Raw genomic sequence first — 16,207 nt, forward strand, 5'->3', positions numbered from 1 at the left:
TATTTTTTTCGCAATTCTTTCATAACATCTTTTGCATACAAAAAATTCTCCTTAGGTTCTTCTAAGCGTTGATCTAATATCTTTTCTTGTTCTTTTGTTAATTCAAAATTTTTTTCTTGATTATTTTTGAAAGTTAAAAAATCAATATAATTTTAACCTCTTCCAAAAAATAATCAGGAAGTTTTTTTAGTTTAGAATTGACATGTTTTAAACTTGTATCGTTCATAATGTATATAATTAATAAAAAATATAAACTGTAAGCACTTTATTTACTACTAATTTACAATTAAGTTAGTGAATTAACTAATTCATTCAAAAAAAAATAAAAACGTAACGATCTTAAAATACATTTGAACGTGTATTTATTTTGTATTTTTACAACGTCAGACTTAACTCTTGGTTACTGAGTTTATCGAAGTAAAGTTTGACATTATAAAATATAAAACAAATGAAATTTGCATACTTACACGGCTACCAAGGATATGTAACAGATGAAAAAAGAGCATATTTAGACTCATTAGGCGATTGCTTTGCACCATCTATTGATTATGATAATGCAACAACTTTAGTGCAAGATTTAATTGCTCAATTCAAAAAAGAACCGATCGAATTTATTGCAGGTACAAGTCTGGGCGGAATGTTAAGTTATTATTTGGGACTGGTATTAAATATTCCTGTATTAATGTTCAATCCTGCTGTAATTGCTATAGAAAGACTTCAACCTTTTTTGCCTGAACAATTACTAAAAGCTATTCCTATAAAACAAAACTTAATTTTTACCGGTTTACAAGATGATGTCATCGAACCAAAATTTCAGATTGAATTTGTCGAAAATTTACAAAAACTAAACGGAAATATCGAACAAATTTTTGCTGCAAATATGACACATCTAATTACATTAGAAGAATTTGAAAAAGCTTTTGAAACGTTTTTAGAATCGAAGAAATAATTCATGACAATATTTCTTTTACTCTTTCAGTTTTTTTTATAATCATTATTTTAGGATTATCTTTTTTGATTAGAATAACGATGATGATTATTGGGTTTTGGAAAAATCCAATGAATAAAAAACAATTATTAAAAGGATTTTATTTATTATTCCATTAAACCTTCTTTGCTTTAAGAAGTTACTGACGGAAATATTGTAGGTACTTATAAAGTTTCTAAATCTTCTACGATTGATGTGAGTGATTTAGAAAAGATAAGATTAAGGCTTGATTCTAAAGGGAATTTCTATTTGAATGATAGAATTCCAAAAGTTAATATTTGTCAAAAGGGAAAATTTGAGTTTTCTCCAGAAATAGAAGAAATAAACGCAATGTCTTTTAGTTGTGGAGATACAATAAGTGTACAAGGAATAAAACGAAATTTCACCAATTTTGAAATTGAATTTATGATTGGAGATCCCGATAGTAATGAAACGATCTATTTTTAAAAAATAAATTAGAAAAGCCACTCTTGGAGTGGCTTTTAAATTTTGTATTGATATTTAACTTCTTACAATCCCAACATATTCGGACCTTGTTTAAATATGACATCCACTGGAATATTTTTTGTTTTCAAAACATCTAAATCTTGTTGTAAATCGCTATGAATTGTTCCTTTGTCAGCATATAATTTTTTAACACCATTGTAGTCACCATTTCCTTGCAACGTCAAAATCAATTCTGATAAGCCATTCATCGCTTGTTCCATTTTTACAACATTTACTTTGTAACGACCTCTCTCCGTTTTCACGAAAGCGCCATTTTCTGCAAAATAATTAAATGCAATCATATTTGCTTGTCCATGAGCAGAGCTTGCACCAAAACGAACAGAACGTAAAATTCCTGCCAAAAACGTCACAAAATAATCTTCTTGAGTTCCTGTCAATTCTCCTTTTTTCAACAATTGATTCACCATATACAAGCCAAGAATATCTGCTTTTCCTTCTTCTAAAGCCGAATTCGCTTCTTTTAATGCATCTCGAACACTACCTTTTCCGTTCACTGTGTTTTTAATTCCTAATCCGTGTGCAACTTCATGAAACATTACATTTGAGAAAAACGCATCAAATTTTATATTTTTTTGTTGACTCTCATCAATTAAAGCGGTAGATATTGGAACTAAAATATTATCGAACTTCGCTTTCATCGCATTCTTCAATTGCAAACGACGTGTTCCTTTTTCTAATTGCACACGTTCGTCATTTGGTAAGTTAATCGCGATTGTTTTTCCTGCTGCATTACAATCTCCAGCATAATACACCACATCATACGCATTAAGATCGGAATCTGTTCCAGGAACTTCTTTCTTATAACTTGCAGAAACAGGTAGATTGCGTTGTAATTCTGGTAGGTATTGAACAAATTTTGCCAATTTTTTTGACCATTCAATATCTTTCACCAATATATAAGCGGAATAAGACGTTTTATAACCAAACAATTGATCTTCATAATTTTCGATTGGTCCAACAACCATATCAATGTTGGCATTTTTCATGTCCATCCAAGCCAAATCACTTGCATAAAAATCATCTGTCATCAATGCGGCAGCACGTAATTTTAAATATTTTTTTAATCCTGCATCCTCTGCTAATTCTGAAGCTTGCGTTAAATATTCAGCTGCTTTAGATAACTGATTTTTAAAATTTTCGTGGTACGGTATCGTATACAATTTACCTTCTCTATTTCGACGAACAATTGTATAGGGCGATTTACCATCTTTCAAATTAGCCTGTTCAAATTCCTCTTTCGTCATATCAATAGGATAAAACATTGCACCTGCAGGTTTTGCTCCAATTCCATTGACAAAAGGTGTTTCGTTATTCAACCTATCCCAAGGGCCATAGTTTATTTTTGCATATTCTTTAGCTTCTCCTTTGGTTTCGTCCATTAAATCTATTTTAGCACCGTATGCTTGTTGCCAAAATAAATCGTCCATAATATCAGCTGTTTTAAACATCAAGCGTAAAATTTCTTTTTCGTTTTTTGTTAAATGCGATATATCTGTAGTTAATGGGAAACTTGCATATGTTTGATAGGCATATTCTTTTGTCATTTCTGTTGAAGTTTGAGTGGATTCTTTGACTGCTTTTTGAGTTGAACAAGAACTCAAAATTCCTGTAAAAGCAATCAATCCTAAAAATATTGATGATTTTTTCATTTCAAATGTTTTGGTAAAATTAAGAAGAATTTAATATGGTTTTTCAAAGAAAGGCTAAGTTTGAAAAATTCTATATAATAAAAAAATCTCAACTTCCAACGAAATTGAGATTTATAAGGGTGGATGATGGGTCTCGAACCCACGACCTCCGGAACCACAATCCGGCGCTCTAACCAACTGAGCTACAACCACCATTTGGTACGAATTTTATTTTAAAACTAAATTCTAAAGTTTTTTGGGTGGATGATGGGTCTCGAACCCACGACCTCCGGAACCACAATCCGGCGCTCTAACCAACTGAGCTACAACCACCATTTGGTACGAATTTTATTTTAAAACTAAATTCTAAAGTTTTTTGGGTGGATGATGGGTCTCGAACCCACGACCTCCGGAACCACAATCCGGCGCTCTAACCAACTGAGCTACAACCACCATTTGCCTTGTGAAATTATTGTTATTTAATTCCTCAATTGGACTGCAAATATAGCCTATTAATCGGTACTTGCAAATAATTTTCGCAAAAAAATAAAGGTTTTTTTAACCTTTATTTCTAAATTAAAGAATCTAAATTATTTACGCCAATATAACTTCTCGAAATAAAACCTTCTCCTGCCTCAGTTCCTATTAATCTTCCCAAATCATATGCACGATATCGGATAGAATCTGTAAAATTTTTGGATGAAATTGGCGTTTGTGGTTCGCTCGAATTTGGATCAAAGAATTGTGTTTTATAAGCCATACATGCTTCTACTTTCGTATCTATAAAACCTGAAATATCCACTACAAAATGAGGCTCTAATGGCAACCATTGAATATAATGAAAGTGTTTCTTAGGACGCCAAGCTGCTAAACCATTCTCTATCTTTGGCAATCCTGATAAAAAAATAGCGGTATTCACTAAATCTGATCCTTTTCCATGATCTGGATGTCTATCATGCGGTGCATTACTCAAAATAATATCAGGTTGATATTTACGAATAACATCTACAATTTTCAATTGATTCTCTTTGTCATTCAAGAAAAAACCATCTGCAATCCCAAGGTTTTCTCTTACAACCACACCCAAAATATCTTTGGCATCATTTGCTTCTTCACGACGAGTTTCATCAGTACCACGAGTCCCTAATTCTCCTTTCGTTAAATCGAGAATTCCGACTGTTTTACCGTTTCTAATTTCTTTTGCTAGTGTTCCACCACATCCCAATTCTACATCATCAGGATGTGCTCCAATTGCAAGAATATCTAACTTCATTTACTATTTATTTAACCAATCTATTATTTGTTTGTCATCCGGTTTTACTTTTGATGAATAAGCAGTTTCTAACGTTCCATCTTCATTAATCAAAAATTTTGTAAAATTCCATTTCACTTCATGGTCAGATTTACCATTCAATGATTTTTTTGTTAAGAATTTGAAAATTTCATTTTGATTTTTTCCAATGACATCACTTTTCGACATCAAAGGAAATGTAACGCCATAATTTAATTTACAAAAATTAGCTATTTCTTCGTTATTATCAAATTCCTGTCCACCAAAATTATCTGATGGAAATCCTACAACAACCAAACCTTGATCTTTGTATTCTTGGTACAATTTTTCTAATGCATCATATTGAGGTGTATAACCACATTTTGAAGCTGTGTTCAAAATCAAGATTTTTTTACCTTTTAAATCAGCAAAATTAAAATCTTCATCATTGATATCCTTAAATGTATAATCGTAAATTTTATTCATTTTTTGTGGTGTTTTTGTGGTTTGTTGAATGGATTGTTTTTTAGAAACTGATTTCTTTGTTTCTTGCGCATTACAAGCTATAAACAATCCTAAAAATCCGATGAATAAGTATTTCATTGTGTATTATTTTTAACAAATTTAAAAAAAATCGACAGAAGTCTAAGTTAAAGATTTTTAAAATGTTTTATTAATTTATAATATAATATTCACTTTCTGTACTGATTAATAAAAAATCTTTATTTGCTTTATGAATATTTCATTTTTTTAAACAAAAATTAAAATATTTATATATGTCATAAGATTTACACTACCTTTAATACTTAATTAAATAAAAAAGCTTTTTACTGAAGAAGAGTTCTAAATTTAGTTAGACAGATTAAATGACAAGTAAAATAATTGGTGTAGGTAACTACATTCCCTCCGAAACAATCACAAATTTATTTTTTGCTCAACATAACTTTCTTGATGAAAAAGGAGTTGCATTAAAACAAAATAATACCATCATTGCAGAAAAATTAAAATCTATAACAGGTATAGAAGAAAGACGGTATGCCAACAATAATCAAGTTACATCAGATTTAGGTTTCATTGCCGCTAAACAGGCGATAGAAAACTCGGGAATAGATCCAGAAACATTAGATTATATCATTTTTGCACACAATTTTGGAGATGTAATTTCAGGTACAATTCAATCAGATTCAGTTCCAAGCTTAGCTTCACGAGTTAAACATCAATTGCAAATCAAAAATAATTATTGCGTTGCTTATGATGTACTTTTTGGTTGCCCAGGATGGCTAGAAGGTATGATACAGGCGAATGCCTTTATTAAAGCTGGAATTGCAAAAAGATGTTTGGTTATTGGCGCAGAAACCTTATCAAGGGTTGTTGATATCCATGATAGAGACAGCATGATTTATGCAGATGGTGCTGGTGCTGCAATATTGGAAATAAATAATCATGATGACGAAGGTTTAAAATCACATCTTTCAGCTTCATTCACTTTAACTGAAAAAGATTATCTATTTTTTGGAAAATCTTATAACACAGAAACTTGTCCAGATGTCAAGTATATAAAAATGATTGGACGAAAGATATATGAGTTTGCTTTATCGAATGTTCCTGACGCGATGAAAAAATGTTTTGATGAAAGTGGATATACGATTTCACAATTAAATAAAATCATTATTCATCAAGCAAATGAAAAAATGGATGAAGCTATTGTAAAGAGATTTTTTGATTTGTATGAACAACCTGTTCCTGAGAATATAATGCCTATGGTTATTGATAAATTAGGAAATAGTAGTGTTGCCACAATTCCTATCTTATTAAAAATGATTCTGAATGGTGAATTATCTTCACATCAAATAAACAAAGGCGATATTGTTCTATTTGCATCTGTTGGTGCAGGGATGAATGTAAATGCAATTGTTTATAAATTTTAATGAACTTGTTCCATAAAAAAATAAAAGCTCGTCCTCGGACGAGCTTTGTATTTATGGATAATATTTTTTTCTAAACGGTTAAATCTTCCCCGATTTCTAATAAAATCAATTGAATATGACGTGAAAAGAATATTGATTTAGCTTCAGCTTTATCAATTTTTATTGGAGGAAATGTATCATAATGATAACCTAAAACTTTAGTTGCTTGAACATATTCTGCCGCAATTGAAGCGCTTTTAGCACCCATTGTAAAATTATCCCCTATTGGTAAAATAGCTAAATCTAATTGACCAATTGTATCGGGAATCAGTTTCATTTCATACGTCAAAGCGGTGTCTCCTGCGATGTAAATACGCTTTCCTTCACTCTCGATAATATAACCATTTGGATCACCACCGTACGTTCCATCTGCGAAAGAACTCGAATGAAAAGCAATAGTAGATTGAATTGATCCAAAATCAAAATTAAATTTCCCACCTGTATTCATTCCGTGCGAATTCAAACCTTTTGCTGCATAATAACCAGCGATTTCAGCATTCGAAATAATTAACGCTCCTGTTCGTTTTGCCAATTCTTCTACATCATACACATGATCTTGATGTGCATGTGTTAAAACGATATAGTCAGCTTTTAAACTTTCGAAATCGATATGTTTAGCTAATTCATTTGGAGTAATAAACGGATCAACAACAATGTGTTTACCATTTGCTTCGATAGCCAAAGAAGCATGACCTAAGTATTGAATTTTCATTGTATATTATTTTGTGATTAACGCGTTAAAGTATCGATAAAGTCAAATCCAATTAAGCTATATCCCAATAAAACAGCAAAGAATAAAGCTAACATTGCGACTTGTTTCAAGAACGGATCATAATCTTTTGGATCTTTTACAGCAAAAATTTGACGACGAATAGCATTTGCAAAGAAGATTAAAATTAGGAATACTAATCCTGATAACTTTCCTGATTTTGCTGGAATCATCGTTACATAAAGGGCACTCAAAACAAAAGGAATTGTCATTAAAGCCATTTGATAATACTTACTATTCTGAAATCCAAGCTTTGATGCAATAGTGATTTTATTATTTTTGACATCATTTTTGACATCGCGCATATTATTCAAATTCAACACTGCTACACTCCAACATCCCATTGATGCAGCTGGTAACAAAATTTGCCATTGAAATACTTTTGAATATAAAAATTCACCTCCAACGACAGCTAAAATTCCAAAGAATAAAAAGACAAAAATATCTCCTAAACCAATATATCCATAAGGTTTTTTTCCCATTGTATAAGCCATTGCTGCAAAAATAGAAGCTACCCCTAATCCAAGAAATATATAAATATACTTCATGTCATGAGGATAAAAAGACACATACAATAATGTAGCAACGCAAATCAAAGAAATGACAACCATGATACCTATGGCAGTTTTCATTTGTTTTTGAGTAATCAAACCAGAAGCAACTGCACGTTGCTCTCCTACTCTATTTGCATCTGTTCCTTTTACAGCATCACCATAATCGTTGGCAAAATTTGACAATATTTGGAAAGCTAAAGTTGTTAAAAGTGATAAGAAAAATATATCATTTCGGAAGATTCCTTCTGATTTTGCAATAAATCCAGCTAACAATAATCCACTCAACGAAAGTGGTAAAGTGCGAAGCCTTGCGGCTAATATCCATTTTTTCATACCGAACAAAGATAATGAAGATTTTACTTTTTTTATCATCGAAAATTGAACTAATATTGCATAGATAATTTCTATTTCATCTACTAAAATGCCTCGTAAAAAAATAAAACAACAACCTTTTTACAAGAAGATAAAACCTTCGACCTATTTTATTGCGTTTGTTATTTTGTGTGTACTTTATTTTACGTATCGTTACCGCCATGGAATTCATTATTACTTTACAATTGTAGAAAAATCATTGAAAGGTGAAAAAATTACTGATGAAAAAGTAACGAAATATGACATCAGAAATATTGAGGTAATGGACAAATATTATCTCAAAACGTTTGGCGTGGATGTGTCCCAATATCAAGGTGAAATTGATTGGACGAAAATGCATACTATCTACAAATTGTACCCCATTAATTTTGCTTTTATCCGATCTACTATGGGAACATCGTCTGTTGATATTAGGTTTGAGGAAAATTGGAAAGAAGCAAAAGAAAATAATATTTTGCGAGGTGCTTATCATTTTTATCGACCTGATGAGAATTCGACTTTACAAGCTCAAAATTTTATCAATATAGTAAAATTAAAAAAAGGTGATTTACCTCCAGTTCTCGACATCGAAACCTTGCCAAAAACGCAATCGATGGAACGTTTGGTAGAAGGAATCAAGAATTGGTGCAAAATTGTGGAAGAGCATTACGATATCAAACCTATAATATATACCTCTGACAAATATTTTGAAGATTATTTACAAAATCATTTGGATGGCCACATCATTTGGATTGCCAATTACAATTTTTGGGTACAGGAAATGAAAGGTCATTGGAATTTTTGGCAGTTTACGGAAAAAGCAACTATAGAAGGTGTTAAACGATATAAAGTAGATGTCAATATCTATAACGGAACAATTGATGATTTGGAAGGTTTGACACTTTAAAAAATTAATGAATCAATTTTACAGCTCCTTTTCCATCATAAATCAATGTATCTTTTCTTATCATTAAAATAGTATTTTCTTCGATTATAGGGTAAAAATAACAATACTCACAATCTTTATCAGGTATCATTATACTGTCTGAGTATGATTTATTTTTATGAATCTCTACTATTATATAATCAGATAAATCACTTGGATTATTATCTAATATATCTACATGAGTACTTTTAAAAGTCTTTAAATCTTTATATCTATCTATAAAATCTAAGATGTAAAAATCTTTATAAATATTATTAATAGGATTACCTCCTTCATAACATAAATAATTATGTTTAGGCTTTAAAAAGCGAATTGATTCTTTTTCGGAGTTATTTTTAATTGTAAAGTGTATCATATTATTTTCTACTTTATCAACCCTTATTTTAATTTCTTCCTTAGTACAACTCAACAAACTAAATCCTAAAATTAAAAAGTAAATACTATATTTCATTGATAGCTAATTTACTTAAAGTAAATAAAAAAGCTCATCAAATTAGACTGCACCCAAAAGTTTGGACAGATTAAAAATTAATAATTATAAAAATGAGTTCGATATTGTATCGGGCTCATTTTATTTAAGTTCGATTTTATTCTATCGTTATTGTAATAGTAAATGTATTGTTTTATTTCTTTTTTTAGCTCTTCAATAGAATTAAATTTTTGTAAATAAAATAGTTCCGATTTCAGTATTCCGAAGAAATTCTCGATAATAGCATTATCTAAGCAATTTCCTTTTCTACTCATACTTTGTATGATTCCTTTTTCATTTAATAAAGCCTGATATTGTTTCATTTGATATTGCCATCCTTGATCTGAATGTAATATCAAATCTTTAGTGTCTTTCGTTATTTTAAATGCCTTTTTAAGCATTTGAGTTACTTGATTAAAAACAGGTCGTTCGCTTAACTCATAGCTGATAATTTCTTGATTGTACAGATCCATTATTGGTGATAAATATAGTTTTTTATCTTTTACTTTAAACTCGGTAACATCTGTTACCCATTTTTGGTTGGGTTTATCAGCCTTAAATGCTCTTTGCAAGATGTTTGGTGCAATCTTTCCTTGTTCTCCTTTGTAAGATTTGTATTTTTTTCTTCGAATCAAACTCTTTAATCCTAAGCTATTCATCAGTTTAAGAACAGTTTTATGATTGATGATAGTTCCTGATTTTCTTAATTCATCGGTAATTCGTCGATAGCCATATCGCCCTTTATGCTGATGATAAATGGATTTTATCTTAAGTTTTAATTCCTCGTATTTATCTGTTTTACTACGTGAAATATGATAGTAAAAGCTGCTTCTAGCCATATGTGTACAATCTAAAAGTAAATTTAGATGAAATTCTGGCCTTAATTCATTTATGGCTTGCGTCCAAGTTTCTTTTGTTTTTCTTCCTCGGCTTGAATTAAGGCATTGAACTTTTTTAAGAGTGCAACTTCACAACGTAAACGTTCAATCTCCAACAATAGTTCTTCTTCTCTTGTTAACGGTTGTTTCGATTTTTCAGGTCCACCCTTAGATGTGCTCATAGTCTTGGGACGGCCTTTTGGTTTGGGTTTTAATCCGTCTATTCCAAAGGTAGCAAAATCTTTTTGCCATTTTATAATAACCGATTCACTTGGAATATTAAATTTCAAGCGTGCTTCACGCAAACTAAGAAACTGTTTGGTTATAGACTTAATAACTTTCAACTTAAATTCAACGCTATACGTTTGGTTTTTCTTAGGTTCTAAACCTAAAGCTCCTTGATTATGATAATCAGTAATCCACTTACGCAATAAACTTCCTGAAATACCTTCTTGATGTGATATAGAATGAACTGAATGATGTTTTTTTAAAACTTCTTTGACACATCGCAACTTGTATGTTACATCATATTTTACTTTTCTTGCCATAAAAAATGCCCCCAAAAGTGTCTAACTTTTTGGGGGCAGTGTAAATTGATGAGCTTTTTGTTATTTTGTTAAATCTACTTTTCCATTTTTGTAATAAAACTTGGTTGGAGAAAAATCATGATTATAAATAATTTTATCTTCTTTATCATACAATTTCATATTTACTAATATAAAATTATTAAACGATAAATGTCTATAGTTTATATCGTCAAAAATCCCCAAACGGATAAAAGGATTCTGTTTTTTATCGTATTTATAGAAAGAAAGTACATTACGTGCATTCGAATGATCAGTAGAATCAGCTTTATTAATTTGTCTAATCTCGATACTATCCAAGTTCGTTAAATGAGGGTAATTTGAATTTCTGTTCCAATAATATTTCTGAATTTCTAAAATTTTCCCTTTTTCTATTTTGACTGAATCCAAAACAGAATCTCCTTCAATTGCAGAATATACATATTTAGTATTTATTTTATCTTTAGTAGAAGTTAATTTCTGAATTATCTTCTCTTTAAAATAATTTTTAACTTGATAAGTTCCCTTTTCTATAATTACTCCACCTTCAGAAATCTCATATAAAGAATCATTGGTATATTTCACTTTTTGAGAACTCATGATATAATGAAAAGATTTAATATTTTTTTCTATTGGTCTTTTTTGATCATCATATTTAATTTGAATACTATCAAAATTATAATCTGGTAAAGATTCATTTACAAAATATCTATTCGAAAAAAAACCTTTCGGAAACAAATTATCATTCGATTCTACCAAATATTCTTCTTCTTGAATATCCTCATCACAAGAAATTATAAACAAACTACAAAAAGCAATTAATAAATATCTAAACATTTTTCATACAGTTTATTGCAAAAATAAACTTATTTATTTAAAATACCCCTTGTTGTGTAATAATATTTCAAACTAAAAATAATTCTATTTCAACTTAACATTTCTAATTGGCTTAATAAATAAAGAGATTAAAATGACGGTTAAAATTGTCATCGATCCTCCAAAAATAATGGCAGGAACAATCCCTAAAAATGTAGCTGCAATTCCACTTTCCAAAGCACCTAATTCGTTAGAAGAACTCACAAAAATTGAATTGACAGATGATACACGACCTTTTAAATTTTCGGGTGTTTTGATTTGTAAAATACTTTGACGAATGACCATTGAAATAGCATCAAATGCACCACCAAAAAGCAGAACAACAAAGCATAAATACAAATTTCGACTGAAACCAAAACCTATAATACAAACTCCAAACATCGCAACTGCAACTAATAATTTTGGACCTACATTCCCTTTTAATAAACTTGGAATTATTGACAAAAAAAACATCATGATTAACGATCCGATTCCATGGGCTGAACGTAAAAACCCAAAAGCTTCTGGTCCTAATTTTAATACTTTTTCAACAAAAGCTGGTAACAACGATTCTGCTCCACCAAAGAAAACAGCAAACATATCTAAGCTCAAAACGGCTAATATAATTGGTGTACCCCAAATAAATCTCAATCCCTGTTTGATTCGTATCAATGGTGATTCTGTTGATTCAGATTCGGAAGTTTCAGCTGGTTTTTTAGCAATCATTAAAATCATCATCATCGAAATACACATAATAGCAAATGCCGTTATTAAAGCTGCCTCAATACCAAATTTGGCTAAAATAACTCCACCAGCTAATGGTCCTAAAACTGAACCAATCATAAAAGCAGAAGAAGAAATTGGAATTGCTTTCGTATAATTTTCTTTGCGAACAACTAATGCTAATAGTGCAAATAACGCTGGTCCGCTAAATGCTCTTGTCAACCCCAAAATAAAAAAAGCAAAATAACAAACGCCTAAATAAATTGGAATTCCGATTGCTTCTCTTACTGAAGGAAAATTAACAATCATCAAGACAAAAGAAGCTGTCATAAAACAACTTATACTCCGTATCAAAATCATTCGCTTATCTAATTTATCCACCAATTGTCCTGCATAAAATGCGGTAAAAAGAATGGGCAAAAACTCAGCTAAACCTATTAATCCAAGAAAAATTGCTTTCTGTGTGACTTGAAAAATTTCGTAAGCAACCGATGTGCTTTGTATAAATAATGCGAAGATTAAGGAAAATCTTAAAAATATAAATGGAACAAATTCTTTATTTTTCCAAATAGGTGGAATTTTCTCCTCTGATGTCATTTTACGAATTGAATTTTAAACCTTAAATGTACATTGATTTTAAGAAAAAATAAATTGATTTTGGAAAATTAATTTGTTCCAATATTAAACCAAACTTCCATTAATTCTATTCAAAAATTACTAAAAGTTTATTGTTAAATTATAAATTAATTTAAAAAAGCGATACTTAAAGTATCGCTCTCATAAATATGGTGTAAAATTAAATTAACGAAATTTAGAAAAATCTCGTTTACGTTTTTCTAAGAACGCATTTCTACCCTCTACAGCTTCTTCTGTTCCGTAAGCAAAACGAGTTGTTTCACCAGCAAATATTTGTTGACCAACCAATCCATCATCCACTAAATTGAACGCGTATTTCAACATTTTGATTGCTGTAGGAGATTTTGTTAAAATTTCTTGTGCCCAATCAAAAGCTACTTGTTCTAATTCATCATGAGGAACAACCAAGTTCACCATTCCCATCTCATAAGCCTCTTGAGCAGAGTAATTCAATCCTAAAAAGAAAATCTCTCGCGCACGTTTTTGACCAACTTGTTTTGCCAAATAAGCCGAACCATAACCTCCATCAAAAGACGCAACATCGGCATCTGTCTGTTTGAAAATCGCATGCTCCTTAGAAGCTAATGTCATGTCGCAAACAACGTGTAAAGAATGTCCTCCACCAACTGCCCAACCGTTAACCACAGCTACTACAACTTTAGTTGAAAAACGAATCAAACGTTGAACTTCTAAAATATTCAAACGACCAACACCATCTTGTCCTTCGTAGCCTTTTGCTCCACGAACGCGTTGATCTCCTCCCGAACAAAAAGCCCAACCACCGTCTTTTGCAGATGGTCCTTCTCCTGTTAACAGAATTACACCAACTTCTCGATCTTCTTCTGCTAATTGAAAAGCGTCTAACAATTCGAAAACTGTTTTTGGACGAAACGCATTACGAACTTCAGGACGATTAAAAGCAATACGCATTACACCATCACATTTCTTAAACGTGATATCTTCATATTCTTTTACCGTTTGCCAATTTATTGTTGCCATTATATTTTGTATTTTATTTTAATTTTTAACTTTTCGAAAATAAGACTTTTCTTACAATTTAGACTCTTTTAGTAAAACTATTGATTAAGATAATTTATGTTGAATAAATTAATAACTCACCTATTGTTTTGGATTTCAATTCTGTCTCATGCCATTCCTTTTCAGGTACAGAATCTGGCATAATTCCACCTCCGACATACAAATTCACTTTATTCGAATAGATTTTTGCACAACGAAGATTCACAAAATATTCAGATGCTATTTTATTTTGATACCCCATAAAACCTGCATAAAAAGAGCGATCATATCCTTCATTTTTTAAGATAAAATCTTTCGATAAATCTTTTGGCATTCCACCAACAGCAGGCGTTGGATGCAAGGCTTTCAATAAATCGTAAAGCTTTGTTTTATCGTTTAATTGAGCTGAAATATACGATTTCAAATGTTCAAAAAAACCAGCATTTACCGAAAACGGACCATCCACATCAATATAAGCAGTATAAGGTTTTAAAGTTGAAGCAATATAATCGGTAACAACTTGTTGTTCATGGTATTCTTTTTCCGTCCAATCATCTTCTTTCGCCTTTGTACCTGCCAAAGAAACTGTTTCGATGAATTGATTATTTTCTTTCAATAAGAGCTCTGGAGACGCACCAATCCAACATCCTTCTTTAACATCATAACGCAAATATAGATAGGCATTTGGATAATGTTGGTGTAAGTTTTTGAATGTTTCGGCTAAATTAACTGCTGTTTTTGCAAGTGAATTGATTCGACTAATTACAATTTTTTTTGTTGCCGACTCACTGTGTAACTCTTGAACAGTTTTTTGAATTAAATTAATGTAATTTTCGTACGAAATCGCTTCATTTTGATCAGATTCTGGTAAAGAAAGTTCAAAATTTGGTAATTGATCAATTGGTATTACTTGAACCTCATCATCATTAAATTCAATTAATTTTGAATTATCGAAGCTATTGCAAATAAATTGATTATCTGTTACAATAGCTTTATTCTCCCATAACTCGACTTGTGTCGTATTTGGTTTTCTGAAAAGTATAAACGGTTTTTGATTCTGAATTAATCTTTCAAGTTTCTCTTGAAATTTTTTAAACATGTTTTTTTGAAATAATGGCGTTAGTTAAATGAGTATAACAAATTAATTTATCGTTTTCATCTTTGATTTCAATCTTAATCAAATGCGATGTACGACCTCTTTTTACGACTGTTGCATGTCCAAAAATTGTCCCCTCTTTCTTTGGTCGAAGATGATTTGCATCAACATGTTGCCCTACAGCAACGTAATCATCAGATGCTAAAATTATATTGGATAAGGTACTTCCTAAAGTTTCAGCTAAAACAATTGATGCGCCACCATGCAATAATCCAAAAGGTTGATGAACTTTCGGTGTAACAGGCATTTTTCCAGCTAAAAAATCTTCTCCAACTGCTGTAAATTCAATATCTAATGTTTCAAGTAATGTGTTTTTTGACATAGCTTGAAATTTTCTTAAACTATCTTGTTCATTCATCATCTAATGTATTTTTGGATTATAAAGTTCGGGATGTTTTGCTGTTACATCTTTGTAAAAATCTTGAATTTCATCCATCACATCATTCAAAGATTTATTTTCTGTTTCTACAATTTTTGAAATTCCAGCTCGCTTTTTCTTAAAGTCACAATATGCTAAAACAATCGGAACATCAGCTTTCTGCGCAATATAAAAGAAACCATTTTTCCACTTTTCTGCACGTGAACGCGTTCCTTCTGGCGTATTGATTAAGTATAATTTATCTGCTTTTTTTAAAATATCTGATGCAAAATCAACCATATTATGTCGTTGTGAACGATCGATTCCGATTCCTCCCATTTGTTTGATAAAATAACCATACCAAGGCTTTGTCCAAGCATCTTTGATAAACATTTTCATTGGAATTCCCATTTGCCAAAAAGCTAAAATCGTATAGTAAAAATCCCAATTAGAAGTATGTGGCGCACAAACCAAAACGCATTTATCTACCTTTGATAAATCCAGATGATTGTCTAATTTCCAACCTCCTAACGAATACAATAATTTACCTAAAATTTTTTTCATAAATATGG

17 protein-coding genes and 3 tRNA genes are annotated in these 16,207 nt (G+C 30.8%); 4 read left to right on the forward strand and 16 right to left on the reverse strand.

Features of this window, described 5'->3' with window-relative positions; all coding sequences use genetic code 11:
* The first annotated feature begins 448 nt into the window (after positions 1-448).
* Both NZD85_RS04230 and NZD85_RS04235 read left to right on the forward strand, forming a co-directional pair.
* The gene (locus tag NZD85_RS04230; RefSeq protein ID WP_260543641.1) at positions 449-949 is read left to right on the forward strand and encodes a YqiA/YcfP family alpha/beta fold hydrolase; all 501 of its coding nucleotides are present in this window, start codon (positions 449-451) and stop codon (positions 947-949) included.
* Positions 950-1,183: 234 nt separating this feature from the next.
* Entirely contained in the window at positions 1,184-1,435 is a 252-nt protein-coding gene (locus tag NZD85_RS04235; RefSeq protein ID WP_260543644.1) for a hypothetical protein, read from the forward strand.
* Positions 1,436-1,497: 62 nt separating this feature from the next.
* On the opposite strand, the gene NZD85_RS04240 is transcribed toward NZD85_RS04235, so the two are convergent.
* The 6 genes from NZD85_RS04240 to NZD85_RS04265 all read right to left on the reverse strand — a co-directional run bounded on the left by NZD85_RS04240 (position 1,498) and on the right by NZD85_RS04265 (position 4,996).
* Complete coding sequence (locus NZD85_RS04240) at positions 1,498-3,144, reverse strand: dipeptidyl-peptidase 3 family protein (RefSeq protein ID WP_260543646.1); 1,647 nt, start codon at positions 3,142-3,144, stop codon at positions 1,498-1,500.
* 118 nt (positions 3,145-3,262) lie between these two features.
* Positions 3,263-3,336, reverse strand: a tRNA-His gene (locus tag NZD85_RS04245).
* A 46-nt stretch (positions 3,337-3,382) separates the two neighbouring features.
* Positions 3,383-3,456: transfer RNA gene (locus NZD85_RS04250), tRNA-His, on the reverse strand.
* 46 nt (positions 3,457-3,502) lie between these two features.
* A tRNA-His gene (locus NZD85_RS04255) sits at positions 3,503-3,576 on the reverse strand.
* 118 nt (positions 3,577-3,694) lie between these two features.
* Positions 3,695-4,396: a bacillithiol biosynthesis deacetylase BshB1 gene (bshB1, locus tag NZD85_RS04260; protein WP_260543650.1), complete on the reverse strand. Its 702-nt coding sequence runs from the start codon at positions 4,394-4,396 to the stop codon at positions 3,695-3,697.
* 3 nt (positions 4,397-4,399) lie between these two features.
* Positions 4,400-4,996: a glutathione peroxidase gene (locus NZD85_RS04265; protein ID WP_171624002.1), complete on the reverse strand. Its 597-nt coding sequence runs from the start codon at positions 4,994-4,996 to the stop codon at positions 4,400-4,402.
* A 263-nt stretch (positions 4,997-5,259) separates the two neighbouring features.
* Between NZD85_RS04265 and NZD85_RS04270 the strand changes: the two genes are divergently transcribed.
* On the forward strand, positions 5,260-6,321 hold the full coding sequence (locus NZD85_RS04270; protein WP_225542819.1) for a 3-oxoacyl-ACP synthase III family protein: 1,062 nt from the start codon (positions 5,260-5,262) through the stop codon (positions 6,319-6,321).
* Between the two features lie 70 nt (positions 6,322-6,391).
* On the opposite strand, the gene NZD85_RS04275 is transcribed toward NZD85_RS04270, so the two are convergent.
* Both NZD85_RS04275 and menA read right to left on the reverse strand, forming a co-directional pair.
* Positions 6,392-7,072 (reverse strand): metal-dependent hydrolase, encoded by a 681-nt coding sequence (locus tag NZD85_RS04275; protein ID WP_171624000.1) that lies wholly within the window; start codon positions 7,070-7,072, stop codon positions 6,392-6,394.
* Between the two features lie 17 nt (positions 7,073-7,089).
* Positions 7,090-8,055, reverse strand: a complete 966-nt coding sequence (gene menA / locus NZD85_RS04280; protein WP_260543653.1) for a 1,4-dihydroxy-2-naphthoate octaprenyltransferase — start codon at positions 8,053-8,055, stop codon at positions 7,090-7,092.
* A 49-nt stretch (positions 8,056-8,104) separates the two neighbouring features.
* On the opposite strand from menA, the gene NZD85_RS04285 reads away from it, so the two are divergent.
* Entirely contained in the window at positions 8,105-8,941 is an 837-nt protein-coding gene (locus NZD85_RS04285; protein ID WP_260543656.1) for a glycoside hydrolase family 25 protein, read from the forward strand.
* A 4-nt stretch (positions 8,942-8,945) separates the two neighbouring features.
* Here NZD85_RS04285 and NZD85_RS04290 read toward each other — a convergent pair whose 3' ends face one another.
* From NZD85_RS04290 to NZD85_RS04330, 8 genes are all read right to left on the reverse strand, one after another.
* Complete coding sequence (locus NZD85_RS04290; protein ID WP_260543658.1) at positions 8,946-9,431, reverse strand: hypothetical protein; 486 nt, start codon at positions 9,429-9,431, stop codon at positions 8,946-8,948.
* Positions 9,432-9,508: 77 nt separating this feature from the next.
* Positions 9,509-10,875 (reverse strand): IS3 family transposase gene (locus tag NZD85_RS14780; protein ID WP_396127087.1). Its coding sequence is split into 2 segments (ribosomal slippage): positions 9,509-10,416 and positions 10,416-10,875, totalling 1,368 coding nucleotides; the frame shifts between segments, so codons are not numbered across the junction.
* Positions 10,876-10,935: 60 nt separating this feature from the next.
* Positions 10,936-11,727 carry a hypothetical protein gene (locus tag NZD85_RS04305; protein WP_260543662.1) on the reverse strand — a complete coding sequence of 264 codons (792 nt, stop codon included), beginning with the start codon at positions 11,725-11,727 and terminating at the stop codon, positions 10,936-10,938.
* 84 nt (positions 11,728-11,811) lie between these two features.
* Positions 11,812-13,065: an MFS transporter gene (locus NZD85_RS04310; RefSeq protein ID WP_260543664.1), complete on the reverse strand. Its 1,254-nt coding sequence runs from the start codon at positions 13,063-13,065 to the stop codon at positions 11,812-11,814.
* Positions 13,066-13,269: 204 nt separating this feature from the next.
* A complete protein-coding gene (locus tag NZD85_RS04315) occupies positions 13,270-14,103 on the reverse strand; it encodes a 1,4-dihydroxy-2-naphthoyl-CoA synthase (RefSeq protein ID WP_171623108.1) in 834 nt (277 codons plus the stop codon).
* 94 nt (positions 14,104-14,197) lie between these two features.
* A complete protein-coding gene (locus NZD85_RS04320; protein ID WP_260543666.1) occupies positions 14,198-15,220 on the reverse strand; it encodes an isochorismate synthase in 1,023 nt (340 codons plus the stop codon).
* Entirely contained in the window at positions 15,213-15,638 is a 426-nt protein-coding gene (locus NZD85_RS04325; RefSeq protein ID WP_225542814.1) for a PaaI family thioesterase, read from the reverse strand. The genes NZD85_RS04320 and NZD85_RS04325 overlap by 8 nt, the downstream gene beginning before the upstream one ends.
* Positions 15,639-16,199: a 1-acyl-sn-glycerol-3-phosphate acyltransferase gene (locus NZD85_RS04330; RefSeq protein ID WP_171623106.1), complete on the reverse strand. Its 561-nt coding sequence runs from the start codon at positions 16,197-16,199 to the stop codon at positions 15,639-15,641. It abuts the gene before it with no gap.
* Positions 16,200-16,207 lie beyond the last annotated feature (8 nt).

Origin of the sequence: Empedobacter stercoris (genome assembly GCF_025244765.1) — a bacterium.
Classification (GTDB): Bacteria; Bacteroidota; Bacteroidia; order Flavobacteriales; family Weeksellaceae; genus Empedobacter; species Empedobacter stercoris.